Origin of the sequence: Corynebacterium aurimucosum, from assembly GCF_046895345.1 — a bacterium.
Classification (GTDB): Bacteria; Actinomycetota; Actinomycetes; order Mycobacteriales; family Mycobacteriaceae; genus Corynebacterium; species Corynebacterium aurimucosum_G.
This window is the reverse complement of the sequence record NZ_CP160096.1, coordinates 778,708-804,665: the sequence shown is the minus strand read 5'-3', so window position 1 is coordinate 804,665 and position 25,958 is coordinate 778,708. Positions and strand designations below refer to the sequence as shown.

Here is a 25,958-nt window from a genome sequence, read left to right as displayed (position 1 = left end):
ACGGTAAGTTTGAGGGCATCATGAGCTCTTTGCCTTCCGACCCATCCGATTCCTTGGGCACACCCTCTCCGCACCCACTTCCCGAGCATTACCCCAGCTACCGGCACGCATCCGGAAAGGAATCTCCTAACTTCGGCACTGCTCAACAGCGGGTGCATTCTGCCCGAGCTTTCCAACAAGGAGCCGACGTCTACCACGATGCTCGTCCTGGATATCCGCCGGAAGTATCGCAACTTGTTTCCTCTGCACACACGGTCCTCGACGTTGGGGCAGGAACCGGGAAACTGACCGAGTCTCTGACCAATCCCGTAATCTACGCCAGCGATCCTTCCCCTGATATGACACGAGTGTTGGCACGCCTGGGGATTCCCTGCTGGCGCGCCACCGCTGAGAACACAGCTGCGGATACCGCCTCCCTCGACGCCATCACCTGTGCTCAAACCTGGCACTGGGTTGATGTCGAGCAAGCATGTGCAGAGTTTGACCGAATTCTCCGTCCAGGAGGAAAAGTCCTTTTGGTGTGGAATACGCTGGACGTTAACGCTGACCCATGGATTCTCCGGCTCTCCCGCATCATGCATTCGGGAGATGTCCACCGTCCCGGTTTTTATCCTGCTTTTAGCGATCCGTGGTCTCTTCGCCAAGAGGTGCGCTTAACGTGGGAACACGAGTTGAGTCCCGAAGATTTACATGCGCTCATGCATACTCGCTCTTACTGGCTGCGCAATGGCAAGAAAATCCATGAACGTATGACGCACAACCTCAACTGGTACCTCTACGAGCACATGGGGTTTAGCTCCGGACAAGCGCTGAGCATCCCGTACCGTACGGATGCATTCTTGTTGGGCCGCCTTGGCGAGTAGTTCCGCCATTGCCAGGAGCGGGCCTTCGGCAGCCATGACAACTGTCATCACTGATTGGTGACACCTCTTCTACGCTGCGAATGCTTCACAGCCATAGCGTGAAGATATGAACACAACACGCACACTCCCACCAGTCGTAGATGTCAGAGGCGTCGGCAAGGTCTTCAACGCATCCTCCCGCGAACCTGTGTCAGCGCTTCACGACGTCTCCCTCACCATTCAACGGGGTGAAATCGTCGGTTTGCTGGGTACGAATGGCGCTGGCAAGACCACGCTCATTGACCTCATCCTTGGGCTCACGAGTCCAACTTCAGGGACAATTAACGTGCTCGGCACCTCGCCAAAGGAAGCAGCGAAGACTGGACGCATCGGCGCGGTCATGCAATCCGGCGGCTTACTCCCAGATATCACGGTGAAGGAAACCCTCGAGCTCCTTGGCGCGGCCTTCCCATCCCACCGCCCATTGAAGGACATTATTGAGCGCGCGAACTTAGGCAATATTCTCTCGCGCCGGGTGGGGAAATGCTCCGGCGGCGAGCAACAGCGTGTGCGGTTCGGCTTAGCGCTGTTGGGGGATCCGGAGCTGTTGCTTCTCGACGAACCCACGGCCGGCATGGATGCCGCGGCTCGGCGTCACTTCTGGGAGGCCATGCACCACGAGGCTGAATCCGGCCGGACCATCGTCCTTACTACTCATTACCTTGAGGAAGCAGATTCTTTTGCCCAGCGCATCGTCATGCTCAACAAGGGCGAAGTTCAAGCCGACGGCTCCACGGAGGAGATCCGCACATCTAACTCCACCCGGATTATCCGCGCCACATTTCCCGATGGGCTGCCTGATTCCCTCTTGAGTGCTGATCTTCCGGGAGTTGTCCGCCTAGAGCGCACCAAAACTGGCCTCACCATCACTACACGGGACTCTGACGCTGTGGCCCGCTTCCTGCTCACGGAAACTGCAGCTCGCGATATCACCATCGCTGGCCATAGCTTGGAGGATTCCTTCCTGGAGCTTTCGAACGCATCCCCGACTACCGCCGATCTTTAAGGAGACAACCACCATGAGCACACGCATGGCATCACCCAACCTTGCCGCTACGCTACGGTACGCCGGTCACGACCTCAAGCGATTGCGCCGCGACCTACCAACGCTCTTCTTTAGTATTGGGCTACCGATCATCTTCTACATTCTCTTCGGCGCCATGCAGGAGTACGGAGACATCGAATTCAATGGCGGCAACATTGCTGCCATGGTCATGATCGGCATGGCGCTCTATGCCGGTGCCACAGGTGCTGTAGGCGCTGCTGGCTCAATGATCGCAGAGAACCGCGCGGGGTGGGGCCGGCAATTGGCTCTTACTCCCCTGCAGCCTGTCCAGCTGGGAATTGCTCACTTCCTCAACATTGCGGTTCGAGCTATCTTGCCTATCCTCGCTGTTTTCATCACTGGGGCGCTGACCAAAGCCAACTTGCAGCCAGAGCAATGGGCGTTGAGCTTTCTCGCTACCGTCGCCTGCGCCATCCCCTTCGGCTTCTACGGCATGGCCTGTGCCATGCTCATTCCCTCGGAAAACACTGTGTCCATTGCTTCCTCTAGCATCGTCATCCTCGCCTTTGCCGGAAATGTCTTTATGCCTCTCAAGGAGAATCTCCTCGACGTAGGACGCTTCTCCCCCATGTACGGCGCGCAAGCCCTTGCTCGTTGGCCGCTGTCTGAAGGCGCTCAAATGATCAATGGCCAACGGCTTTTTATCGAGGATCCTCTCTGGTACGCATGGGTTAATATCGCGGTATGGACAGTGCTTTTCGTCGGGATGTGCTTGCTTCTTCGCAACCGCGACAAGAACCGAGCATGATGCGCAGTTTCAAGGCCCGCGACGCCACCTTCGCCGCAGTCTGGCTGATATTCCTCCTTCCGGTACTGCTGCAAATCCTCTTCCGGCCCACTACTTCCGCAGGGCAACGTTTCTGGGCGGTGGCAATCACCGTCGTCTTCTGCGTGGCCTATTCTCTTGCTTTCGGAACGTTGCATTCCTACCCACAGGAGTGGTCCTACCAGCGTCGCGTTGCTACGTGGTGGCTCATCCTCGCACTGCTAGCACTTTTAGCTATTCCATCTCACGGTGTTTGGGCTGTGGTCTTCGCGCCCTACCTTGGGGCCTTAGTGTCCTTCACACAACCGCTCAAAACAGCGTCCACCATCATTGCCCTGACCGGTGCCGTAGTTGGTATTCCTCTCTGGTTTTTCGCGGAACAGCGCTTTATCGATTTCGCACTCATCCTCTTCGGGTGGCCGCTGCTCATCTTGACGCTGGGCACTTTATCGCAGCGCGATGACACTGAAACCGCCCTGCGCCACGACTTGGATTTAGCTCAACAACGTGAAGACATCGCCGCAGATATTCACGATCTCCTCGGTCATACCCTCACGGCTATTAATCTCAAATCAGAAGTAGCCCGCCGCCTGATCGACCATGATCCGTCGGCAGCAGCCACTGAGCTCGAGGAAATTAGCGCTCTTTCAAGGATGTCCCTTGCGGAGGTCCGCTCGACAGTTACACGGATGAAGAACCCCACTTTTGCCGGTGAGATCCAGGCGGCCCGCCGCATCTTGGACACTGCCGGAATCACAACCCACCTTCCCGATACATTTACGCGGCCCCAGTCACATGAGGATCTTTTCTCCTGGGCATTGCGGGAACTCACCACCAATGTGGTGCGGCATTCTGGTGCCACGGAGTGCTGGGTGACCCTAGACGAAAACTCCTTGCAAGTGACGGATAACGGCGGCGGCTTCACGGAGGACGCTAAGCAGGCGCTTGCCGCCGGCGACACGGGCCTCGCCGGTCTGCGCCGCCGCGCTGACGACGCCGGTGGTGAAGTAATGATCCGGCGCAGTGACGGCTTAACCACCGTCCTGTTGACTCTTGAAGGCGCCCCGAGGTAAAGGAGTCTCACCAGCAATGACAGTTTCGATCCGAGTTCTTATCGCCGAAGACCAGTCACTGGTCCGCGGAGCGCTCACTGCGCTGCTCAACACCGAACCGGACATAGAAGTCGTAGCGGACTGCGCTTCCGGGACAGAGGTCGCTGCACTCGTCGCTGAGCACAGCGTTGACGTGGCTCTACTAGATATTGAAATGCCCGGCATGAACGGCATCGATGCGGCACAAACTATCGCGGATACTGGCTGCCGTAGCCTTATCGTCACCACGTTTGGCCGCTCTGGTTACGTCAAGCGTGCGCTCCAGGCAGGTGTCGATGGCTTTCTGGTCAAGGACACCCCTCCCGACGAACTCGCTGATGCCATCCGTCGTGTCCATTCAGGTTTGCGTGTTATTGATCCGCAGCTTGCTCAAGATATTCTCTTCTCCCCCGACAATCCTCTGAGCGAAAGAGAAGTAGAGGTCTGTCGCCTGCTACTCCGTGGACTCGGCTCCGCCGACATCGCTTCACAGATGCACCTCAGTGGTGGGACCGTGCGCAACCACGTCTCCGCCATCATGGCGAAGACGCGGGCAGGAAATCGCTTCGAAGCCGCACGGCGAGCCGAAGCTAACGGCTGGATTTAAGAGGGGCTTAGAGCAGGATCTGCGCGAGCACCGAACCAACCACGCAGGAGGTAACGAGGGAAATCGCGCCGGGGATGATAAACGAGTGGTTGACGACAAATTTGCCGATGTGTGTCTTACCGGTTCGGTCGAAGCCAATGCAGGCCAAATCGGAGGGGTACGTCGGCAAAATGAAGTAGCCGTAAGCAGCACCGTAGAAGCCCACGATGACCGCTGGGTCAATGCCTAGCTGGAGCCCGATGGGAGCAATAGCTACGAGTGCCGCAGCCTGGGAATTGACCAGCTTAGACACGATAACCAAGACGACAGCGTAGGCCCATGGAGCGGCTTCGACGACACTGCCAAGGTTGGATTCCAGGACATCGATGTGGGCTTGGAAAAAGGTGTCTGCCATCCAGGCCACGCCGAAGACTGAAAACACTGCAGTCATACCGGCCTTAAAGACCGGGGTCGAAGCGATCTTTGCCGGTTCGACCTTGCAGCTCAACAAAATAGTTGCGCCTGCGACCAACATAATCATCTGGATGACCAGGTTCATTGACAGCGGGCTCAGCTCCCCATCCTTGCCGGGGAATACCGGACGCAAGAACTCGAAGGCGCCGAGAACGACCACGCACGCGATAGCGACAAGGAACACAGCTACGGAACACTTAGCTTCCTTGGGAAGACCTCATTCATCAGCGAACCGGTGCTCTCGTTGAACAGCCTATCCATATGGGCACAATCGGACACAACCAAAAGGACGAGCAAATAATCAAACTCTCAAAAGGGTGGGATTTGCTCGCCCTTGCGGTATAATGCCGGCGTAACAGTCATACTGTTAAGAGCACCGTCCTACTCGGACACCGACCAGAATGTCAACAAACCGGACATTTTATCGGCGTTGGCGGCGCTCGCGCACGCGCACCGCGATGCGCACAGGCGAGCCATGGAAACCGAAGCGCTCACGGAACTTGCGCTCCAAATAGCGGCGATAACCCGCATCCAGAAAGCCGGTGGTAAACAACACGATGGTCGGCGGCTGCGTGGATGCCTGGGTAGCGAACAGCACGCGCGGGAGGCGGTTATTGTTCATCGGCGGTGGGTTGGCGGCGATTGCCTCGCGCATCCAGTTGTTGAGCTGACCAGTCGACACGCGCTGATCCCAGCTCTCGAGAGCCTCGATCATGGCGGGTTCCAGCTTCTGCAGAGCGCGGCCGGTCTCCGCCGAGATATTCACGCGGGTCACCCACGGCAGGTGACGCAAGTTCTCATCGATCTCGCGCTCCAAGTAGTAACGGCGATCCTCATCCACAAGGTCCCACTTATTGAAGGCAATGACCAGAGCCTTACCGGCTTCCAAAATCATGTTGAGAACGCGTTGGTCTTGCTCGGAGACTTCCTGGGAGGCATCGATAAGCATGATGCACACCTCGGCCGCGTCGATCACGCCGCGCGTGCGCAGCGAAGCGTAATACTCGTGCCCCTGCGCGTTCTTGACCTTCTTGCGCAGGCCCGCAGTGTCGATGAACTTCCATAGCCGCTGATCCAGCTGCACCAAGGAGTCGACAGGATCAACGGTCGTGCCAGCGGCATTGTCCACGACGGAGCGCTCCTCCGCCGTCAGCTTATTCAGAAGCGAGGACTTACCCACATTTGGCTTGCCCACTAGCGCTACGCGGCGGGGCCCGGAGGTAATCGAAGAATGGCGCGGTTCCTCGGGGAACAAACGCAGAATCTCATCCAGGACGTCGGCGCCGCCCCGGCCGTGCTGGGCGGATACCGGCCACGGATCGCCCAGACCCAGCGCGTAGAACTCGGCCATATCTGCATACATCGTCTCCGAATCAAACTTGTTCGAGACGAGAATGACCGGAACTTCGGAGCGCTGCAGCTTTCGAGCCATCACAGCATCGGTTTCCGTGATGCCCACCTTGGTGTCCACCACGAACACGATGACATCGGCAGTCTCCATAGCCTGCTCTGCTTGGCGGGCGATGGCAGCGTGGATGCCCTTGACATTCGGATCCCAACCACCGGTGTCCTGAACGAAGAAGCGCTGGCCATTCCAATCCGCCACGTAGGACACACGGTCACGGGTCACGCCAGGATGGTCCTCCACCACTGCTTCACGCCGGCCAAGGAAGCGGTTAACGAGGGAAGACTTGCCCACGTTCGGCCGCCCCACCACAGCCACCGTGCAGAGGTTTTCCTCAGTGTGTTCCCCGACTACTCCGAAGGCGTGAGATAGAGCTTCCCATTCCTCCTCGCTGAGCGGGGTGTCACCTTCGGCGATATCTTCTTCCTCGTCGAAATCGGCCTCACCGAACTCCGAGTCGTCGAATTCTGACTCGTCGAACTCGTAGTCGAAATCCTCGGAATCGAAATCTTTTTGCGCCCAGCCGCCGTGCGGATCGCGCACGACCTCTTCCTCGAGCTTGCCTACCGGGTAATGAAACTCCGTCTCGAATTCTTCCGGCTGCTGCTCGGGATTCAGGTCCGGATTCTGCGGTTCATTAGTCATTCGAGGCCTCCTTTGCAGCCGATTCTTTCACGACAGCGATGAGTGCGTCGAGGACTTCCCCACGGGTCATCTCGGACGTATCGACGAGCACCGCGTCCTCAGCGGGGCGCAGCGGCGAGGTGGCGCGGGAGGAGTCTGCGGCGTCGCGCCGTTCGACGTCGGCAAGCACGGTGTCAAAATCCGATTCAATGCCGGCGGCGAGGTTCTGGTCGTGGCGGCGCTGCGCGCGGACCTCGGCGCTGGCCGTCATGAAGGCCTTTGCGGGGGCAGCAGCGAGCACCACGGTGCCGATATCGCGGCCTTCCACAATCGCGCGGTGGGCTTGGGAGGCAAGCTTGCGCTGCAGCTCGACGAGGTTCTGGCGTACTTCCGGGATTGCCGATACCGCCGAAACATTGCGAGTGACCTCATCCTCACGGATAACGCGGGAAACATCTTCACCATCGAAGATAACCTGAGTGGAATCAGGGTCATCGGAGACCTCAAGGGGAAGGTCTGCAGTCGCGGCAATCACCGCTTCAGTATCTGCCGGGTCCACCCCTGCGCGCAGTACAGCCAGAGTAGCTACGCGGTACATCGCCCCAGTGTCGACATACTTCGCCTCAAGCCGCTTGGCCAGCGCACGGCACGTCGTGGACTTACCGGTCCCAGAGGGGCCGTCAACAGCCAAGATGAGGCCTTGATCAGGCATATTTGAAATCATTACATCCCCACCGCCTTGTACAGGCTGGTCAATTCATTGGAGTTCAGAGCACGCAGCGAGCCAGGCTTCATATCGCCCAGCTGTACTGTGTGAAGCTTAGTGCGCACGAGGCGCTGGACTGGGTAGCCGGCTTCCTTCAACATGCGGCGAACGATGTGCTTGCGCCCCTCGTGCAATTCGACACGCACCAGCGAATAGCCCTGGTTCTTGTCCACGATTTGCACATAATCTGCCTGTGCCAGGCCATCTTCCAATTCGATGCCCTCGCGCAGTTGGCGAACCAGCTTCTTATCGGCCTCCCCCAGCACGGTAGCCAGGTAAGTCTTAGAAACCTCGTACTTAGGGTGCATGAGGCGGTTAGCAAGCTCGCCATCATTAGTCAGCAAAAGTAAGCCCTCGGTGTCAGCATCGAGACGCCCGACGTGGAATAGGCGTTGACCTGCCACGACGCGATCAGCCACGACATCACCCACACAAGGCCGGCCCATGTCATCCGACATGGTGGACTGCATCCCGCGGGGCTTGTTGAGCACGAAGTACTGTGTTTCTTCGTTGACGTTGATGCGGGTGCCATCAACTCGGATGACGTCCTTGTTGGGGTTCACACGGGTGCCCTGCTTGATGATGACGTGACCGTTAACTTCGACTCGGCCCTCATCGATCAGGATCTCAGCGTGGCGGCGCGAAGCAACGCCGGCCTTGGCCAACACCTTTTGGAGGCGTTCGCCCTGATTCAGGGAATTCTTCTTGTTGTTGCCGGCTACCAGCCAATCCGCGCCTAGGTCTCGGGCGATGGAATCTGCGGTGGCCTTCTTCTTTACATGCTGGTGGCGAGCCGGCTTAGCGTTCGAGACGATCATGTCGCTGTCACGCTTTTTCTTTTCCGGTGTGCCGTCGCGGCGAGCGGGTGGAGTCACGGGAGTGTGTCCTCTCAATAGTTCTTCAATTTGCTGGGCGCGAAACACGCCTCTGTCCGGCCGCAATCCTACCGCAGAGTATGCCCTTATGAGTAGTCCTCCTCGATCTGCTCGATGTCTGGCAACAGCGGAGCAAGATCCGGAAGGCGCTCAAGAGAATCAATGCCGAGTAGCTCGAGGAAAAGCTCAGTGGTTTCATACTGGTGTGCATGTCCCACGGAGGGCTCAGGGCTTTCTATCTCCCGAATAAGTCCACGCAACAATAGCGTCCGGACGACTCCATCAACATTAACGCCGCGAACACCTGCGACTTGAGCTCGAGTTACCGGCTGGCGGTATGCAATAACCGCCAAGGTTTCCAGGGCGGCGCGGGAGAGTTTGGTTTGGGTGCCATCGAGAACAAACTGCTCGACGGCATCTGCGTTCTCTCTACGCGTATAGAAGCGCCACCCCTCAGGTGTCTCGCGCAGGTCGATTCCGGAACCACGCTCGGTCAGTTCTCGTTCCACAGCCCGCAAGGTATCGCTGACAATAGTCGGCTCCGCGTCCAACACGCGGGCCAACTCTTCCACGCTTGCAGGCGAGTCAACGACGAGGAGTATCGACTCGAGGCGCGAGCGCAGCTGCGGGATGAGGGGCAAAGCTCCCTGTCCGCTGGAGGGGGCCGCTTCGCTAGGTGCCGGGGATGACGTGTCGTCCATGTCTCGGTAGCGTACCTTAATCCCAGTTCGCTGCTGCGACGACGGCCGGATCTACGTCGAGTCCAGTCCACGATAGTTCGAGCGGCCCCAAAGATTCCGGCTGGGAAGCATCCACAGCCTTGGCTTTATACAGCTCCAGCAACGCCAGGAAGCGGCCGACGATTTCCATAGAGACAGTACAGTCCCTCGTTAAGGCATCGAAGCTCATCCACTGCCCGGTACCCAGCAGCTTGAGCGTAGTGAGGATCTTTCCGGCTTGCTCCGGCACGGAAACGGCAACTTGGTGGATGTGCCCCGTCGCGACCTCCTCCGGCGGCTTAGGCCGGAAAACACCTGCGGCCAGCTCTGCGAAGCTAGCTGGAGTGTGCCCAAGCTTCACCGGCGGGAGGAGATCACTAAAGCATTCCTCCATGGCCACCGCGCGCGGATAGCGCCGCTGAGCAGCACGCTGCCACTGCGCGAACTGGTCGGCGACTTGTTTATAGGCCTTATACTGCAGCAGACGCGCGAAAAGAAGATCGCGGGTCTCCAAAAGCTCTAGGTCCTCCACGTCATCAACCTCGCCGCGCGGTAGCAAACGCGCCGCCTTCAGGTCCAGGAGTGTAGCCGCGATAAGGAGGAACTCCGTAGTCTCATCCAAGTCCGCAGTTTCTCCCAGTGCACGTGTATAAGCCACGAACTCGTCAGTAACTTCAGACAGCGCCACTTCCGTAACGTCCAGCTTCTTTGCCTGAATCAGCTGGAGCAGCAGATCGAAAGGGCCCTCGAAGTTGCCCAGCGCGATGCGAAAGCCGGTGATCTCCGGTTGGGTCATAGTAGGCGGCTAGCCGTTAGCCCGCTCAATGACCTCTTTAGCTAGGTCGCGGTACTGCTTGGCTGCCTGGGAGCTCGGGGCCCACGTAGTAATGGGCTCACCGGCGACAGATGTCTCAGGGAAACGCACGGTGCGGGTAATCACCGTATCGAAAACCTTGTCACCGAAGTACTCCACCACACGATCCATGACCTCGCGCGCGTGACGGGTACGGCGATCAAACATGGTGACCAGAATGCCCATGATCTCGAGGTCAAAATTGATTCGGTCAGCCACCTTCTCCACAGTATCGGTCAACAAGGCGAGACCACGCAGGGAGAAGAACTCACATTCCATAGGAATGATGACGCCCTGAGAACAGGCCAAGGCGTTGACGGTCAGAAGGCCCAGGGAGGGCTGACAGTCAATGATGATGAAGTCATAGTCCTTGCGCACAGGGCGCAGCGCGCGGGCCAGAGTGTGCTCGCGGCCTACCTCGTTGACCATCTGGATCTCCGCGGCGGACAAGTCGATGTTGGCTGGAACAAGGTCGAGCCCAGCCACACCGGTATGCACAATCGCCGAATGCACCGAGACCTCGCTGTCAAGCATGACGTCATAGATGGTGTCCTGGATCTGGTCGTGAGTCAGGCCCAGACCAGCCGAAAGAGCACCCTGGGGATCCAAGTCAACGAGGAGGACTTTACGCCCGAGCTCCGCCAAACATGCGCCCATGTTAATGGTGGACGTGGTCTTTCCCACGCCACCCTTCTGGTTGCACATGGAGATAATCGTCGCGGGACCATGCTTTTCCAACGGCTCTGGTTCCGGAAGCTCCCGCAGTGGGCGGCCGGTCAACCCGACCTGTGCTTCTGAGGCCTCAAACAGTCCCTCGTCGCTCACAGTCACACCTGCTTCCTTGACCTTACGGCCTCTCTGCGGCCTTTCCGCTTCGACACTGCAGCCCCGACCGGCGCTACATTCTTACATCCTTGTGATTATAGGGTACCCCTTGGGTGCCCGCGCCGCGATTATAGCTAGCACAAACCACAGAATAAAGCGTGCAGCCTAGATTAAGAAAGCTCTTCCTTCGATATCGAACGGCGCTTCTTCACGATAAACCCGACGATGAGAGCGATGATCCCGATGCCCACAATGCCCGCTGCGAGCACGCCAGCTCCCACTTTCGAGCTATTCTGATCCTCGCTGTCAGACCCGTTAGCGCCATCAGAATCGAGCTGCTGCTCCGGCGGTACCTCACTAGTGTTCTCACGAGTCGGATCCGTAAGCGTCACTACCAGCTCCGCGGCCTGAGTGTCCTTATTAAAGAACTGCATGATGAAAGGATTGTCAGGCTCCGTACCTTCTGGATAGGTCAACGTCATCGTGCGCGAGCCTTTATCAATCTCGCGCTTCACGCCTTCCACAAACTCGCCCTCCGCATTGAGGTAGCGCAGCGTGACCCCTTCATCCTCGAGATGCTTGAAGCGGTTGTACAGATCTAGAGCCTGCTTGAAGCCAAGCTTGGCGGTCATTGTCTGCCCGTCGATCGTGGATTCCAGGTTGACATAGGCCGTGTGGGAATCATCGACACCCTCCCAGCCGCGGCCAGTGCGCGGAGGACGTTCTTGGCCTTTTCCACCGCCATCCGTGGCAGGTGCCGAGCCGCCGGTGGCAGGATCATTTCCGCCTTCTTTTTCATCTCCGCGTATGCCACCCTGAGGTTCTCCATTATCTCCAAGGCTATCCGCACCACCTGGGTTCTGCTGTCCCCCTCCGAGGCTGTCCGGATCACCACTTTCAGCCGCGTCATTGAGTTCCTCGGCAGTTACCTCAGCATCTGCCACGAGCACGATAGTCATGCTCACGCCCTGGTAGGTAACCGGAACACTGATTTGTCCTCCAGCTGCCGGCGCGGTCACCGTTGCCGTACCACCAGAAGCGCTCACATTCCATCCATCGGAGGCCACGTTGACATCGACAGGCACAGGCAAGGAGACGGTTGTCGTCTGACCAGCCGGCACCGGGATGGTGGCATCTTGCGCGTGCGCAACCGCCGACCCAATCCCAGTTATTCCACCCTTCCCGCTCACGGGGCCGGCGACGATACCGGACAGCGGGGCTACGGTGATCGCGAAGGCCAGAGCCATCCCGCGATAAGCTCGGGAGAAAGATGCGGTTGAAGCCATAAGAATCCTTTTCATTGGTAGACGTCGTGATGATTCTAGGTGCCTTTAGGCACGTGGGTGCGCAGTGCGCCATACTTCGCGGAGCGAATCCGCGGTCACGTGCGTGTAAATCTGTGTTGTCGTCACGGAAGAATGTCCCAAGAGCTCCTGCACGGTACGTACATCCGCCCCGCCTTCTAGCAGGTGGGTAGCAAAGGAATGCCGCAAAGTGTGCGGAGAAATTTTAGTGCTCAAGTGTGCGCGCTGCGCTGCGGTCTTGATCGCGGCCCAGGCGCTTTGCCGTGACAAAGCCCTTCCCCGAGTGTTGAGGAATAAGGCGTGGGAGGCCCCCGTTGCCAAAACCGGTCGGGCACGCACCAGGTAGTTCTCCACCGCTTTCACCGCGTGCGAGCCCAGCGGAACCAGGCGCTGCTTATCTCCCTTGCCGCTCAGCAGGAGAATATCGCGCACCGACGTCGGTCCCTCACCCGTCACATCATCCATGCTCAGCGAAATCACTTCGGAAATACGGGCTCCCGTTCCGTACAGCATTTCCAAAAGGGCGCGATCCCGAATATCAATGGGTGTTGCGGATTCATTGGTGGGGATAGCGTTGAGGAGAGCCTCGACGTCGTGCACGCTGAGTGTTTCTGGCAACGCTTGCGCCCGCTTGGGTGGGGTCACTTCCGCAGCCACATTCTCCTCAATCATCCCCTCCGCTAGCGCAAACTTGTGCAAGCCGCGCGCCACAATCAGTGCGCGGCTAGCAGAGGACTGCGCCAAAGATTCTCGGAGAAAAACGAGGTAATTTTCCACGTGCGCGCGGGTCACCCGGCACAGGTCCGTGATACCGGATTCCGCGAGCCAATCAACATAGCGATTGATGTCTCGGCGGTAGTTGCTCACCGTGTTCTTTGAGGCACCTTTTTCCACCATGAGGTGCATCAACCATGCTTCTCCCGCAGCTGCGGCGGAGCTTGACTGCGTCACAGCTTCTTCAGATCCGGTCCGGGGCGCCGTTGCGCTAGGGATTGCGGGCGCAGCTCGAAGGGCGCATCGACCGAGCGCGCTGCGCGTCCCTCTTGCACGCAGGCATAAGCTGCGAGAATTCCCGCCACCGCAATCGAGTTCACGATCTCCCCTGCGAGGATTCGCTCGACGGCCTCTGCGAGGGGCACCCAGGCAAAACCCATGTCGGCTTCTTCGTCGCCTTCGGCTGCAAGCTTCTCCACAGGGGACAGGCCACGCGCTAAGAAGACGCGCACGGCTTCCTCACAGAAGCCCGGGGAGGTCACCAGATCGGTCAACACTGCCCATTCCTCGGCGGCTAACCCGGCCTCCTCCTGGAGTTCGCGTTGCGCGCCGCTGAGCTCATCTTCACCCTTGACGTCGAGCAATCCGGCTGGTAGCTCCCACAAGCGCTGGGCGACGCTATGGCGGTACTGCTGCACCATGGCGACCCGGTTGTTCTCATCCAAGGCCACAACGGCGACAGCGCCGAGGTGCTCTACAATCTCGCGTTGCGCTACGACCTCCCCTGGCATGATGACGTCATCGCGACGAACGGCGATGATGGGGGCGTCGACAAGCAGCTCGCTACCTACCGTGCGAAAATCGTGTGACATCTAGAGGTCCTTCGGCAGTGCCGGCGCTGCGCCTTCAGCATTCGCCGCAGAACCGTAGACGCCCTTCCCGCCATCCAGCTGTTCCTTCACCGCCAGGACTGTCGCCATCTGGGACACTGGGTGATCGATAGAATCCACAGTGCTGATTCCTGTCTTGGCGGCACGAAGCTTATCCAATACTCCATCATCGCCGGCAGATTGCACACGACCGGCATAGACCATAGCGGTGTCTACGGAATCAAAACCTTCGAGGAATTTGACGGTGGTATCGATAGCGTACTTCTTAGCAGGGCTGTCCTCAGCATCCCCTGGGACCAAGCCGCCTCCCACGACAACGACTGCTTGGGCGGGAAGAATAGTCCCGTCTTTGTAGTCGATATAGCCGGCATCGCGCAGGGCACGCAGCAAGGTGGCCCGGTCCTCAACGCTGGCAAGAGGCTGGGTGGTTTTAGCATCCATCAGCAGGCCCGCGGCGAGAGCTTGGCCGGAATGAGTACCGGCGTCGACTTTCTTCTTGTCGAGCTTCGCGCCGGCCGGCAAGGTAGAGGTGACGAGGGACAGGAGCTTGTCTGCCGAATCTTGGGCAAAGAATTTGTCGGTCAGCTTGATGCTTCCGGCATCGGTGGAATCCGCCGAGCCCAGCAGATCCTTCACAGCCTTAACATCGGCATCATCAGCATCAGGCATGCTCAGCACCATGACTGGGCGCTGGACTAGGGTTCCATCGACTACGAAACGGCCGAGTTCGCCCATGACGGAATCCGCAGAGTCCAGCTGAGCTTCTGCAATATTATTGTCCAACACTAGCTCACTGTACTTTTCCCGCACCTCATCTGTGGATTCACCGCCGGGGCCAGGGGCGGAATCCATGTTGGGGGCAATCACCAATGTGCCAAGTGCAATGCCTAGTGCTGCGCCGAAACCGAGCCCGGCAACGACGAGGGATTTAGGCGACATCATCACTTGAACCACCCCTGCACGCTCAGTGCGAAGTTATTCCAGGTATCGATCAAGTTCTGGAGGAAGGATTCATCGCCGCCCAAGCCGACGATCAGAATAACCACAGCAAGCGCCACGAGAATGCCGAGCAGCGCCCACAGCCACCCCATAGCGCCGGAATTCGGCGCAGTATAGAGGTTAATAACAGCGTCCGCATCCACGAGGCGCGTTCCTGCCTTCATGTGGCACAGCAAGGCTGCCGGCGTAGCATTCGGCTCATTGGCGAAGATGTCATCAAGGTCGAGAGCTCCCCCTACCTGCACGATCATCTGGGCCTCGTGGTAGTCCGCTAACAGAAGGGCAAGGTCGGTGGCTGAGTCCGTAGCTGCCGGGAAAGTCATCGCCCCGATCCCCAGATCCTGAATGCGCTCGAGCCCTTCAGCGGTTCCGTCTGGCTCAGCGGGAAGAATGACCTGGGCGCCGCTGCGCAAGGTTTCCGAGCTCACCTCGGAGGGGTTTCCCACGATGAAGTGAGGCTGGTAGCCCAGCTCTACCAACGTATCGGCTGCAGAATCCACGCCGATGATGATGGGTTCATACTCGCGGATGAAATTGCGCAGAAGTGTTAGCTTCTTACGGTGTTCCTCGGAGGGCGAGACCACGAGTACTTTACGGCCAGCCATGTCGGAACCCGCATCGGGTACGCCTAGGCCGTCGATGAGCAGCGGCCCCTCGGAGTGAATGAACTCGATGGAGTTGCCGAAATATGCCTCCATGTGATCGATGAGTTCCTGTTGGGCAGAAGCGAAATTCTTCTCCGCCCGGTCACGAGTCACTACTGTTCCGGAGGACAGCTGGGTATCGCCAGAATAAATCGATCCGTCCTCAGTGAGTCGAGCCTTCTTTCCATCCTTGAAGTTGCTCACGAAGTCTTGACCGACGCCTTCAACGAGGGTGACATCGGCGTCGAGAAGCATATGCGGGCCATAGTTCGGGATAGAACCAGTGGAAAACTCTGCGACGTTGATAACGGCGGCCGGCTTCATGTCCACGAGGGTCTGGGCCTCTTGGCGGGAAATATTGGCAGCGTTGATGACGGCGAAGTCACCAGCGCTAAACTTCTTCATACCTTTGCCACCCGGGGTGCAATCACGCAGCGCGCCGTGTTCTCCAGGCAGATCGGTGTTACGGGAAAACAGACTCATGTCTGACAGTTTCCCCTGTTAGGGGCTCAATGTGTGGAAGGCGCGCGGAAAGTCTCCACTTCTGCTTGAGCTCTATCGAAAAGCTCCTGAGCGTGCGCGCGACCGGTCTCGGTGTCATCGAGACCAGCGAGCATACGAGCGAGCTCCTCGACGCGTTCCTCAGGGGTCAAATCCGCCACGCCTGACGTGAACTTCTCTTTGGACACATGCAGGTGCGAATCTGCATAGGCAGCTACCTGTGGCAGGTGGGTAACGCAGATGACCTGGTTGGTGGTCGAAAGCCGTGCTAGGCGACGCCCAATTTCCACCGCCGCACGCCCTCCGACGCCGGCATCCACCTCATCGAAGACCAGCGTGGTGCCGTCGCCACTGGCCAGGACCACCTCCATAGCGAGCATGACGCGGGAGAGCTCACCTCCCGAGGCCGCGGAAGCTAGCGGTTTGCCGTTGAGTTGGAACTCAACCTCATCCGCGCCAGTTTTGGAATATTTGGCCTTCTTTACGGCGGCCGTCAAGGTGGAGTTTGGCATCGCCAAGCCGTGGATCTCTTCGGAGACCTGAGTACCCAGTTTCTTCGCTGCCTTAGTACGGGCAGCAGTGAGTGCTTCTGCCTTGGCCACCATCGTCTTTTCGGCCTCCATTACTTCCTTCTTCAAGGCTTCGAGGGCCTCGGTGGAGGTATCCAAGGTCGCAAGTTTCGCTTCAGCGGCGTCCCGCCAGGCCAAAACTCCATCGATGTCAGCGGCATACTTGCGCGTGAGGAGCTTAAGCTCCTGCTGACGTTGCAGAGATTCCTCAAGGAGGTTGGGATCCGCGGGCAGATCGCTTAAATACGTGGTGAGCTCGGCAGCGATATCGGTCAGCTGCGCGGTGACTTCACTCAACCGCTCTCCCAGCCGGTTCAGCTCGGCATCGCTCGCCCCAGTTAATGCCGATTCAGCTGCGCCGACAAGGTTGACAGCAGTATCCTCATCACCAAAACCTTCACCACCGTCCAAAGCACTCAGAGCAGTAGCTGCGCCTTCACGCAAAGCATCGACGTCCTGCAAACGCTTAATCAAGGTCACGAGCTCAGCATCCTCACCAGGCTCCGGCTCGAGATCAGAAATCTCCTTGATAGCAAACTGCAAGCGGTCCACCTCTTGGGCCATCTCACGTCGGGACTCCATCCGGTGCTGGTAGTCCTTGGCCAATGCGCGCCACTGCCTAAAAGCCTCGGTATACGCAGTACGGAACTTCTCGATGGAAGGCTCGAAGCGATCGATGGCGGCCAACTGTTGATCAGCCGACAGCAAGCGCAGCTGGTCATTTTGCCCATGCACAGTGATGAGGTGGGAAGCGAATTCCCCCAATGTCGCCGCCGGTACCGAACGCCCACCCAGGTACGCGCGTGAGCGTCCCGCCGCAGACACCGTGCGGGAGGCGATATACTCACCGTTTTCATCTGGCTCTCCCCCTGCGTCCTCTACCAACGCCGCCACAGGCAGTGAATCGGAGGAAAAATGACCTTCTACAGCCGCCTTCGAGGCCCCATCGCGCACACGTGATGCATCAGCGCGACCGCCAGCCAGCAGGCGTAGTCCAGTCACAACCATGGTCTTACCGGCACCAGTTTCACCGGTAAGCACGGTAAGACCCTCCGAAAGCTCCGCTGCGGAGCTTTCGATAACGCCAAGGTCAGAGATGCTGATATCTACGAGCACAGTGCGGTATCTTCCTTCCTGAAACGCGCTAAGGCGGTTAATGCCGCGGTCCGCGCCAACCTTCCACGGGAAGGCGGAGCTTGGACACGAGGCGGTCGGTAAAGGGCTGCTGGTCCAACCGAACCCAACGCACGGGCCTTTCACCACGCACGATTTCCACGCGCGAACCCGGCGGCATAGAAATCTCACGGAAGCCATCGAGGATTACCACGGCCGGAGTCGTAGCCGAGGCCGATTCGACCGCCACCTGCGAATCCGGAGAGACTACGAGTGGCTTAGTAAACAGTGCATGCGCATTGTTCGGAACCACCAAGATGGCATCGAGAGAGGGCCACAAGACTGGACCACCCGCTGAAAAGGCATAGGCCGTGGACCCCGTCGGAGTGGAGATAAGAACACCATCGCACCCAAAAGCTGAGACTGGGCGCCCATCTACCTCGAGGATGGCATCGAGGACCCCCGAGCGGTTGAGGTTCTCAATGGAGGCCTCATTGAGCGCCCAACTACGCTCCCGCAGCTCGCCTTCCGAATCAAAGACGCTCACGTCGATGGTCAAGCGGTCTTCGACGTCATAGGACTGCTCGATGACGCGCACAAGCGCACGGTCTAGGGACTCCGCTTCCCATTCTGCGAGGAAGCCCACGTGTCCCAAATTGATGCCCAAGACGGGAACATCCACCGCACGCGCCATATCCGCAGCGCGCAAGAATGTGCCATCGCCGCCGAGCACCAGCACCAGCTCACAGCCTTCGGCCGCCGCCGGAGTGTGTCGCACATGCTGCAACCCGGGAAGAACGGTATCCGCTGCGCAGACGCGTACCTTGATGCCTGCCTCTTGCAGCAATTCCGCCGCGCGGTGCGTGGCCGCAAGGTTATCCTCACGGCTGGCGTGCGGGACAAGGAGAATTTCGCGGCGCATGGTGCCCTCCGCGGCATTGGTACTGCTCACTGGGGTCCTTCCTTTATTGCCGTGTCGATCAATACATCGAGCTTATCTTCTGAAGTAGACAAACCATCTTTCACCAGCCACAGGAAGTATTCGACATTACCGCTTGGTCCAGGTAGTGGGGAGGCAACCACGCCTTTCACACTCAACCCAAGCTCTTGGGCAAAGACGGCCACATCCTTGGTAACTTCTGCGCGAAGCTCAGGCGAGCGCACAACGCCGCCGGCCCCAATCCGGTCCTTGCCCACTTCAAACTGCGGTTTGACCATAGGCAAAAGCCACGCGCCGTCCGCCATACATTTAACGATTGCCGGAAGTACCAGCTTCAGGGAGATAAAGGAAAGATCCCCCACCATCGCGTCGCAAGGCCCATTCGTCTGTTCAAGAGTCAGGTTGCGAATATTGGTGCGGTCAAGCACGGTCACGCGCTCATCATTCTGCAGACGCCACAATAACTGCCCATAGCCCACGTCGACAGATAGCACCTCCGCGGCACCGCGGCGCAAGCAGACATCGGTAAAGCCACCGGTAGATGCCCCCGCATCCAGAACACGCTTGTCCTTGAGATCCACGTCGAATGCTTCGAGAGCGCCTAAGAGCTTGTGCGCGCCTCGCGACGCCCAATCATCACCTTCGCTGGCCTCAACCTTGATTGACACTTCAGGTTCCACCACAGTCGCCGGCTTGGTCGCCTTGAAGCCGCCAACCGTCACCCGACCAGCCTTGATCATCTCGACGGCTTGCTCTCGTGAGCGTGCAATCTTACGGCGTACCAATTCCGCGTCGAGACGGCGACGTTGCGGTGGCATGATTAGGTCCTCTTTCCCCTTGGTTCCTCGGCGTTTGCGCTAATTGTCTTGAAGCGCATCCCGCAGCACAGTATGAGCGCGATCCAGCTGAGCGAGCTCTTCTTCTAGAGTCTCTGCAGGCTCGGTGAGAATCTCAGCGATAGACTCATCAAGCTTTTCCGGAGCCAACACGGCGCGCGGGTCATGGGGTTTTACCGCCATGTAGATACAACCCTCTCCGCAGCTTCGCTCCGCGGCTGGATGTAACGCGGCGGTTCGGAACCGGACCAGGCCACTTCAAGCACGGTACGAAGTGCCTCGACGGACGTCGATTTCTCAGTACCGCCCTGGAGAACAATGTCATAACCGTCGAAGCGTGCCTTGAACCCGCCCTGGGCTCCCGGACGTGCTTGGGCCTCAGACAACGAGAGCTCATGGAATCCGGCACCGATGAAATTCGGGCGCTCTTCTGGCTTCGCTTCAATGAGTGCCAGCTCACGCGATACACCTGTAAGCACGTGGAAGGTATCCATAGCCGCGTTGTTGCCGCCAACGATATCGGTGTCAAGACGGTCCCCTACAGCAAGGGGCTTCGACGAGTTCACCAGCTTGGCTGCCTGCGTAAACATAGCGGGCTCAGGTTTACCAGCCGAAATTGGTTCCACCCCTGTCGTGGAAACTACGGCTGCGACGAGTGAGCCATTACCCACCGCCATTCCGCGCTCCGTCGGAAGTGACGTATCAAGGTTTGAGGCATAGTACTTCGCACCTTGGTTAATAGCGAGCGCGCCTTCAGAGAGTTGTTCCCACCCCACTGATTTATGCATGCCCTGCAGTACAGCAGCAGGCTTGTCATCAGCACTATCAACAACGACGAAACCGGCATCGCGCGCTAGCGAGCGGAAGGAGTCCGCACCAATGACGAGGACCTTGGCGCCAGCCGGCAGATCCTCACGAGCAATCTTGACTACCGCTTGCGCTGAGGTAACAACGCGATTGGCATCGGTCTCAAGACCGATCTCTTCGAGCATATCGGCTACGGTTTGGGGGCTGCGCGAAGCATTATTCGTGACATAAACAGCAGGGACGCCGCAAGAATTGATCACGTCAACCACGCACTGAAGGGCTTGTCCGCCCTCCCACACAGTTCCGTCAAGATCCAGCAACAGTGAATCGTGGGTTTTGAGAATACTCATTATTTACACTCGGCCAGACGCTCTGCGGCGTCGGTCCAGTCTCCTTCATCAATGTCGATCGCGTGCTGGAACCATTCCTGTGCCTCGTCTTTACGGCCAGCTTCCAGCAAGGCGTTGGCATAGGCATAGGAAAGGCGGCACGCGGACACACCCGTGGCATCCTTCGTGGGTTGCGCACGCTGAATCGTGACCACTGCGGAATCTGCCTGGCCCATGTCCAACCGCGCGCCTGCAGCGACGATGGCCAATTCGACGGCATCCTCTGGACTAAGCTCCTTAGCCTCCTCGCTACGCCACAGCTCGACAGCTTTCTCAGGGCGCCCAAGTCCGCGCTCGCAATCAGCCATGACAGCCATCAAACCAGGGCCACCGGAAATGCGGCGTGCTGCGCGCAGCTCCGCGAGTGCTTCCTTCCACTCGCCGGCGCGGTACGCAGCGATTCCGTTCATCTCACGAGCAACCGAAACACGGCCTGCACGGTCTTTGGCAGCACGGGCATGGCGAAGTGACAGCTGTGGATCGTCATCAAGCCACGTCGCCGCCATGATGAAGTGCTTAGCCACTGCTTCGGAGTTTTCCTTCGAAAGCGAAGAGAGGTCCTGCAAAACCGAGGGATCGAGATCAGTGATATCGATATCAGAAGGCAGGTCCGGGTCCGTCATGCGGCGGTTGATACGCTCCTCACGGTAGCCCGAACGCTGCGGATGCGAGGCTTTGTTCTTATCGCGACCATGGCGCTTTCGATCATTGCGGCGCTCATCACGGCGATCACTGCGGCGCTCATCACGGCGATCACTGCGGCGCTCTTCACGACGCCCCGATGCGCCACCACGTTTTTCAAACTTGCGGCCCCCAGAGCGGTTGTGCCCACGGTTGCCTTCCGAGGAACCTTCGCGGCCACGGCGGTGGTCGCGGGAGTTGGATTCAGACATTAAAGCTATGCACTTTCTGCGGTTGACGCGTCCGTATGTACCGAACCAGTCTACAGGTCAGCGAAACAAAACCGGCAATACACCGGCTAGTAAGTGAAACGGCCCACAACCACCGATTGACGTCCAAGACTCACGAGAATTAAAGAGAAAAATCTAACCCGTTCAGTGGCCAACAATGCCTCACGCGGTCTAAGCCAGCAGTCACCTGGGAAGCGGATAGTCCATGTTCCACGCTTCCATGCTCCAGTTGCTTCCCGCGGACAACGGCCCAGAATGTCCAGCCATTATTATGAATGGCGTCAAGACGAATCCTATGGCGATCCTTCGCCATGACCGCGCCTTCCTCAATCAGTCGGTCCGGGCGCAGTCCCTCTACGGTCACGTCAAGCATGCGCGATTCGCCGTTTGGCGCCACAACGAGAGCTTTCGTGGCATAAAAATGCCCCTTCTTTCCAGCCTTTGCACCTTTCTCTTCGTGGAAAAAGCTCCCGAGGAGGACTGGGTAGAAATCTATCCAACCATTCTTCCAAGCCTTGCTGATCCTCAAAGCGAAGAAGATATGCCGAGCTACAAGAAAAAGGAAGTAAAGCAACAACCCGCCAAGGAGAAACGCCAATAATCCTGGAATCTGCATGCTGTTCAGCAGTAAACCGAAGAAGAAGATAAAAGCTGCTATCAAGACCATCGCACCGAAAAAGACTAGCCCGTCGCGGATAGCACGCATCTGAGGCACTGGTTCCTCTGCCTCAAAGACGCGACACAGGCCATAGGGAGAAGGACTATCGTTCTTTCGCCTAAAGGGCACAGCCTTCAAGTCCCTCAGGAAGGTCGCATTATAAGCATGCGTAAACAGACTCGATGATTGTGAAAACCTCATCTACTTCTCCTCAGCGGCCCCTCAGAACGAAGTGCATATACGGAAATCATTCTAGTTCGCGGGCGGATGAAGGTCCGCTATCTATAAGTGCAGACCTGGATGTGCATTCATCCAAGTTGCTGGTCCTGTGCTGTTTGCGGTGTGGTGTGAAGCGTCCTGGGTTTAGTTCCTACCTCAGCTAAGGAAGGATTGAACTATGCCTAGAAAGTATTCCGTCGAGTTCAAGGAGAAGGCGGTCCATCAGATCATCGAAATGGTCCGCTTGGAGTCCTGCTCGCTGCAACGTGCCTACACGGAGGTCGGTGAGCTGCTTGGGGTGTCTCACCATACGTTGCGGGCTTGGTATCGTGACAGCGCTTCAGTACGTGATGACTCTGACGCGTCTGGCGGCGAAACAATGGAAGAAGAGCTCAAGCGTTTGCGCCGCGAAAACCGTGAGCTGAAGCGAGCAAACGGGATTCTTAAGACTGCTTCGGCTTTTTCGCAGCGGAACTCGACCGACCCACGACCAAAAGATCTCCTACATCGACGCATACAAAGATCAGTTTGGGGTCGAGGCCATCTGCCGAGTCCTTAAACAAGCAGATCGTGGATTCATTACTTCACGCGGCTACCGCAAAGCCACTACACGTGTTCCCAGTGCAAGGGCCTTAAGCGATAGCCTTCTCATCCCAGAGATACAACGTGTGCATGCGCAGAATTTCTCGGTCTACGGCGTCCGCAAAATGTGGCACGCGATGAACCGTGAAGGTTTTCATATCGGCCGCGACAAGACTGCACGACTGATGAAGCTAGCAGGTGTTTGCGGCCGCAGACGTGGACGAACGCCCGTGACAACGATTAGCCCGAAGACACCGGATCAACGCCCAGACCTAGTGCAGCGAGACTTTCGTGCACAAGCACCAGGAAGGCTGTGGGTTGCCGACATTACCTACGTTCGCACCCTGTCAGGATTCGCCTACACCGCGTTTGTCGTGGATGTCTACAGTCGAAAAATTGTTGGTGTTGCTACACGCTCGACGATGCGTACCGATGCGCTGCCCATGGAGGCTTTGGAGCATGCGTTAACGACTGCTGGGCGAATCCATGGAAACCAGCTGATTCACCATAGTGATCGGGGCAGCCAGTACGTGTCACTGAAGTATTCCACCGCTCTCGCGGATTCCGGAATCCGGCCGAGTGTGGGAACAGTCGGCGATTCTTATGACAATGCTCTAGCCGAAACAGTCAACGGTCTCTACAAGGCGGAACTGATTCATGCCCAAAGCCCGTGGACATCGGTCGGAGAAGTCGAACTGGCCACCTTGCGGTGGGTGCATTGGTGGAACACCAAGCGGCTTCAGCAGAGCTTGGAGTCAATCGTTCCTCACTTTATTCCTGGCTTAAGCAGTACGGCACCGGCAAGCGTGCCCGCACGAAGACCATGCGTGACAAGGCGAAGGCGACGACTGATTCTGAACGGATCCGCCAGCTAGAAAAAGAAGTCTCGAAGCTTCGTGAAGAACGCGACATCCTGCGCAAGGCCGCGAAATATTTTGCCGAAGAGACACGCTGGTAATCCGCTTCCAGTTTGTCGATGACCATCGAACCGAATACTCGGTCAAGCGGATGTGCCACGTGTTAAAGCTCAATCGCTCCTCGTTCTACAAATGGGCCAACACCCGCGAAAAACGCAGGTTAAAGACGTGTTCCGATGCCCTTATTGGTGCGAGAATCAAGACCATCTTCGATGATGAGCACGGGCTTTATGGTGCTAAACGCATCGCTGCAAGTCTCAACGACGATACGGACTTTCCTCCGATAAATCACAAGAAGGTCGCACGCATCATGAAATCCATGGGGCTGAAAGGCTTTACTAAACGCCGTCGATGCATCACCACCAGACGAAAGTTTGGCCACCGAGTCATGCCAGACTTAGTAGGCCGCAGATTCACAGCTGATAGGCCGAACCACGTCTACGTAGGCGATATCACCTACCTGCCGTGTAAGGGAGGCAAGAACATGTACCTGGCCACGGTCATCGACGTCTACTCGCGCAAACTTGTCGGCCATGCACTCGCCGATCACATGCGGGTATCGCTGGTTATCGAAGCTTTATCTCATGCAAGGAAAGTCCGCGGAAGCCTGAAAGGGGCAATTTTCCATTCTGATCACGGCAGTGTGTACACCTCACAAGCATTTAGGGACCACTGCACCCAGCTTGGTGTTCGCCAATCCATGGGAGCGGTGGGAACGAGTGCCGATAATGCCCTGGCAGAATCGTTTAACGCCACTCTAAAGCGTGAAGTTCTGCGTGATCGGAAAGTCTTTGACAATCCCATTACCTGCCGCCAAGAAGTCTTCCGATGGTGCATGCGCTACAACACGCACAGACGGCACTCCTGGTGCAATCTTCTAGCCCCCGATACCTTCGAAGCATTCACATCAGCTACACTGGCCCAAGCAGCATAGCTAACCCCCGACGTGTCTACTTTCCGGGGGTCAGGCCCTTACTACCCATGAAGATAGTTGGAAGGAAGTTGAGTGATATTCATGACTGGTTCAAGTTATCGATCAAGAGTATTTGGATATAATTTTAGTCGGATCGTACTTATCTTCGCAGTACTCTTATTGTGTGTCTACTTCTTGACCAGAAGAGATCAAACCGCCTTTATCACATGCGGTCTTTTAGTGTCTCTGGCAATTTTCTTTAATGTCGGGGTGTTGCTGAATGATGAAATCCTTCGGATTTCAGTTCTTGGCATTCCAGTTAGCAACGTTCGTTTGGAATCTCTGAAGGGGGCGGAGATCCTTCCCTCGGGCCCCATACTCGAATCCCAAACGTTTGGGGTTCACTTCCTGGATGGCACTATTTCATTCCATGCCGGTTCTGCAAATATCCTCCTACACCGCAATATCGGAAGACCCATTCGCTTGACGGTTAAAGACCCAGAGGAATTTTTACACCTCCTAGCGGAGAACTCCGCTATTCGACCCGCTTCTCACAGTTAAGCCCCCGGTGCCGACACAACTGGCAACCAAAAGCATACCTCGAAGAGCTACTCACTCAAGCATCACCCGATCTGACGCGTCAGATGCTCGGTGATTTCATCAACCAAATTCTATCTTCCCAAGACGATACTGTCGGCAGCGCTGACTACGGCACCACCAGCGACAACCGCGTCAACCACCGCAACGGCTACCGCCACCGACTACTGGATACACGGGTCAGCACCGTCGATGTGGCTATCCCGAAACTACGCCACGGTTCCTTCTTGTCTGACTGGCTGTTAGAACGACGAACCCGTAGCGAACGTGCCATGTAGATAAGCCTCTGGGCACTAAAGTACCCAGAGGTACTATGCAGTTGGTATGGACTGCGGAAGCTGCATTGACTGTCAGTAGCGCGAATACGAGGAGTGAAACATGGTAAATAATTGGAGCATAGCGTCTTTTGCCCATTACATGAATTCGCTTTTAAAGCGATATTTTGCTCAAGAAAACCTCATTTCTTCCGGAGCTGTCGAGCTACGGGCAGCTTGGAGAACGGC

The 25,958-nt window shown here is 57.5% G+C and carries 25 protein-coding genes and 2 pseudogenes; 8 read left to right on the top strand and 19 right to left on the bottom strand.

Features of this window, described 5'->3' with window-relative positions; genetic code table 11:
- Window positions 1-20: 20 nt before the first annotated feature.
- The 5 genes from ABZS45_RS03935 to ABZS45_RS03915 all read left to right on the top strand — a co-directional run bounded on the left by ABZS45_RS03935 (window position 21) and on the right by ABZS45_RS03915 (window position 4,432).
- On the top strand, window positions 21-863 hold the full coding sequence (locus ABZS45_RS03935; RefSeq protein WP_412100724.1) for a class I SAM-dependent methyltransferase: 843 nt from the start codon (window positions 21-23) through the stop codon (window positions 861-863).
- A gap of 106 nt (window positions 864-969) precedes the next feature.
- On the top strand, window positions 970-1,908 hold the full coding sequence (locus ABZS45_RS03930; protein WP_412100723.1) for an ABC transporter ATP-binding protein: 939 nt from the start codon (window positions 970-972) through the stop codon (window positions 1,906-1,908).
- A 13-nt stretch (window positions 1,909-1,921) separates the two neighbouring features.
- Window positions 1,922-2,716 carry an ABC transporter permease gene (locus ABZS45_RS03925; RefSeq protein WP_412100722.1) on the top strand — a complete coding sequence of 265 codons (795 nt, stop codon included), beginning with the start codon at window positions 1,922-1,924 and terminating at the stop codon, window positions 2,714-2,716.
- The gene (locus ABZS45_RS03920) at window positions 2,713-3,807 is read left to right on the top strand and encodes a sensor histidine kinase (protein WP_412100721.1); all 1,095 of its coding nucleotides are present in this window, start codon (window positions 2,713-2,715) and stop codon (window positions 3,805-3,807) included. The genes ABZS45_RS03925 and ABZS45_RS03920 overlap by 4 nt, the downstream gene beginning before the upstream one ends.
- 16 nt (window positions 3,808-3,823) lie before the next feature.
- The gene (locus tag ABZS45_RS03915) at window positions 3,824-4,432 is read left to right on the top strand and encodes a response regulator transcription factor (protein ID WP_412100720.1); all 609 of its coding nucleotides are present in this window, start codon (window positions 3,824-3,826) and stop codon (window positions 4,430-4,432) included.
- A gap of 7 nt (window positions 4,433-4,439) precedes the next feature.
- On the opposite strand, the pseudogene ABZS45_RS03910 reads toward ABZS45_RS03915, so the two are convergent.
- From ABZS45_RS03910 to ABZS45_RS03820, 19 genes and pseudogenes are all read right to left on the bottom strand, one after another.
- Window positions 4,440-5,093 (bottom strand): annotated as a pseudogene (locus tag ABZS45_RS03910) (anaerobic C4-dicarboxylate transporter family protein); the annotation flags it as partial.
- A 213-nt stretch (window positions 5,094-5,306) separates the two neighbouring features.
- Window positions 5,307-6,935 (bottom strand): ribosome biogenesis GTPase Der, encoded by a 1,629-nt coding sequence (der, locus tag ABZS45_RS03905; RefSeq protein ID WP_412100719.1) that lies wholly within the window; start codon window positions 6,933-6,935, stop codon window positions 5,307-5,309.
- On the bottom strand, window positions 6,928-7,638 hold the full coding sequence (cmk, locus tag ABZS45_RS03900; protein ID WP_412100718.1) for a (d)CMP kinase: 711 nt from the start codon (window positions 7,636-7,638) through the stop codon (window positions 6,928-6,930). The genes der and cmk overlap by 8 nt, the downstream gene beginning before the upstream one ends.
- On the bottom strand, window positions 7,638-8,555 hold the full coding sequence (locus tag ABZS45_RS03895) for a pseudouridine synthase (protein WP_412100717.1): 918 nt from the start codon (window positions 8,553-8,555) through the stop codon (window positions 7,638-7,640). The genes cmk and ABZS45_RS03895 overlap by 1 nt, the downstream gene beginning before the upstream one ends.
- A gap of 86 nt (window positions 8,556-8,641) precedes the next feature.
- Window positions 8,642-9,256: an SMC-Scp complex subunit ScpB gene (scpB, locus tag ABZS45_RS03890; RefSeq protein WP_412100716.1), complete on the bottom strand. Its 615-nt coding sequence runs from the start codon at window positions 9,254-9,256 to the stop codon at window positions 8,642-8,644.
- 16 nt (window positions 9,257-9,272) lie between these two features.
- On the bottom strand, window positions 9,273-10,070 hold the full coding sequence (locus tag ABZS45_RS03885) for a segregation and condensation protein A (RefSeq protein ID WP_412100715.1): 798 nt from the start codon (window positions 10,068-10,070) through the stop codon (window positions 9,273-9,275).
- Between the two features lie 9 nt (window positions 10,071-10,079).
- Complete coding sequence (locus ABZS45_RS03880; protein WP_201828169.1) at window positions 10,080-10,958, bottom strand: ParA family protein; 879 nt, start codon at window positions 10,956-10,958, stop codon at window positions 10,080-10,082.
- 164 nt (window positions 10,959-11,122) lie between these two features.
- Window positions 11,123-12,238, bottom strand: a complete 1,116-nt coding sequence (locus ABZS45_RS03875) for a hypothetical protein (RefSeq protein ID WP_412100714.1) — start codon at window positions 12,236-12,238, stop codon at window positions 11,123-11,125.
- Window positions 12,239-12,283: 45 nt separating this feature from the next.
- A complete protein-coding gene (xerD, locus tag ABZS45_RS03870) occupies window positions 12,284-13,207 on the bottom strand; it encodes a site-specific tyrosine recombinase XerD (RefSeq protein ID WP_412100713.1) in 924 nt (307 codons plus the stop codon).
- Window positions 13,204-13,842: an NUDIX domain-containing protein gene (locus tag ABZS45_RS03865; RefSeq protein ID WP_412100712.1), complete on the bottom strand. Its 639-nt coding sequence runs from the start codon at window positions 13,840-13,842 to the stop codon at window positions 13,204-13,206. The genes xerD and ABZS45_RS03865 overlap by 4 nt, the downstream gene beginning before the upstream one ends.
- The gene (locus tag ABZS45_RS03860) at window positions 13,843-14,802 is read right to left on the bottom strand and encodes a copper transporter (protein ID WP_412100711.1); all 960 of its coding nucleotides are present in this window, start codon (window positions 14,800-14,802) and stop codon (window positions 13,843-13,845) included.
- Window positions 14,802-15,986 (bottom strand): putative cytokinetic ring protein SteA, encoded by a 1,185-nt coding sequence (gene steA / locus ABZS45_RS03855; protein ID WP_412100710.1) that lies wholly within the window; start codon window positions 15,984-15,986, stop codon window positions 14,802-14,804. Before steA ends, ABZS45_RS03860 begins: the two co-directional genes overlap by 1 nt.
- 26 nt (window positions 15,987-16,012) lie before the next feature.
- Window positions 16,013-17,689, bottom strand: coding sequence for a DNA repair protein RecN (gene recN / locus ABZS45_RS03850; protein WP_412100709.1), 1,677 nt, complete (start codon window positions 17,687-17,689; stop codon window positions 16,013-16,015).
- 37 nt (window positions 17,690-17,726) lie between these two features.
- Window positions 17,727-18,608: an NAD kinase gene (locus tag ABZS45_RS03845; protein WP_412101133.1), complete on the bottom strand. Its 882-nt coding sequence runs from the start codon at window positions 18,606-18,608 to the stop codon at window positions 17,727-17,729.
- Between the two features lie 26 nt (window positions 18,609-18,634).
- Window positions 18,635-19,444, bottom strand: coding sequence for a TlyA family RNA methyltransferase (locus tag ABZS45_RS03840; protein WP_412100708.1), 810 nt, complete (start codon window positions 19,442-19,444; stop codon window positions 18,635-18,637).
- Window positions 19,445-19,483: 39 nt separating this feature from the next.
- Complete coding sequence (locus tag ABZS45_RS03835; protein WP_412100707.1) at window positions 19,484-19,645, bottom strand: hypothetical protein; 162 nt, start codon at window positions 19,643-19,645, stop codon at window positions 19,484-19,486.
- Window positions 19,636-20,619 carry an HAD-IIA family hydrolase gene (locus ABZS45_RS03830; RefSeq protein WP_412100706.1) on the bottom strand — a complete coding sequence of 328 codons (984 nt, stop codon included), beginning with the start codon at window positions 20,617-20,619 and terminating at the stop codon, window positions 19,636-19,638. The genes ABZS45_RS03835 and ABZS45_RS03830 overlap by 10 nt, the downstream gene beginning before the upstream one ends.
- On the bottom strand, window positions 20,619-21,551 hold the full coding sequence (locus ABZS45_RS03825) for a hypothetical protein (protein WP_412100705.1): 933 nt from the start codon (window positions 21,549-21,551) through the stop codon (window positions 20,619-20,621). Before ABZS45_RS03825 ends, ABZS45_RS03830 begins: the two co-directional genes overlap by 1 nt.
- 139 nt (window positions 21,552-21,690) lie before the next feature.
- Window positions 21,691-22,275 carry a hypothetical protein gene (locus ABZS45_RS03820; protein ID WP_412100704.1) on the bottom strand — a complete coding sequence of 195 codons (585 nt, stop codon included), beginning with the start codon at window positions 22,273-22,275 and terminating at the stop codon, window positions 21,691-21,693.
- Between the two features lie 349 nt (window positions 22,276-22,624).
- Here ABZS45_RS03820 and ABZS45_RS03815 point away from each other — a divergent pair.
- From ABZS45_RS03815 to ABZS45_RS03805, 3 genes and pseudogenes are all read left to right on the top strand, one after another.
- Window positions 22,625-23,903 (top strand): IS3 family transposase gene (locus tag ABZS45_RS03815; RefSeq protein ID WP_412100703.1). Its coding sequence is split into 2 segments (ribosomal slippage): window positions 22,625-22,908 and window positions 22,907-23,903, totalling 1,281 coding nucleotides; the frame shifts between segments, so codons are not numbered across the junction.
- A gap of 133 nt (window positions 23,904-24,036) precedes the next feature.
- Window positions 24,037-24,879: an IS3 family transposase gene (locus ABZS45_RS03810; protein WP_412100702.1), complete on the top strand. Its 843-nt coding sequence runs from the start codon at window positions 24,037-24,039 to the stop codon at window positions 24,877-24,879.
- A 566-nt stretch (window positions 24,880-25,445) separates the two neighbouring features.
- Window positions 25,446-25,730, top strand: a pseudogene (locus ABZS45_RS03805) (transposase); the annotation flags it as partial.
- Window positions 25,731-25,958 lie beyond the last annotated feature (228 nt).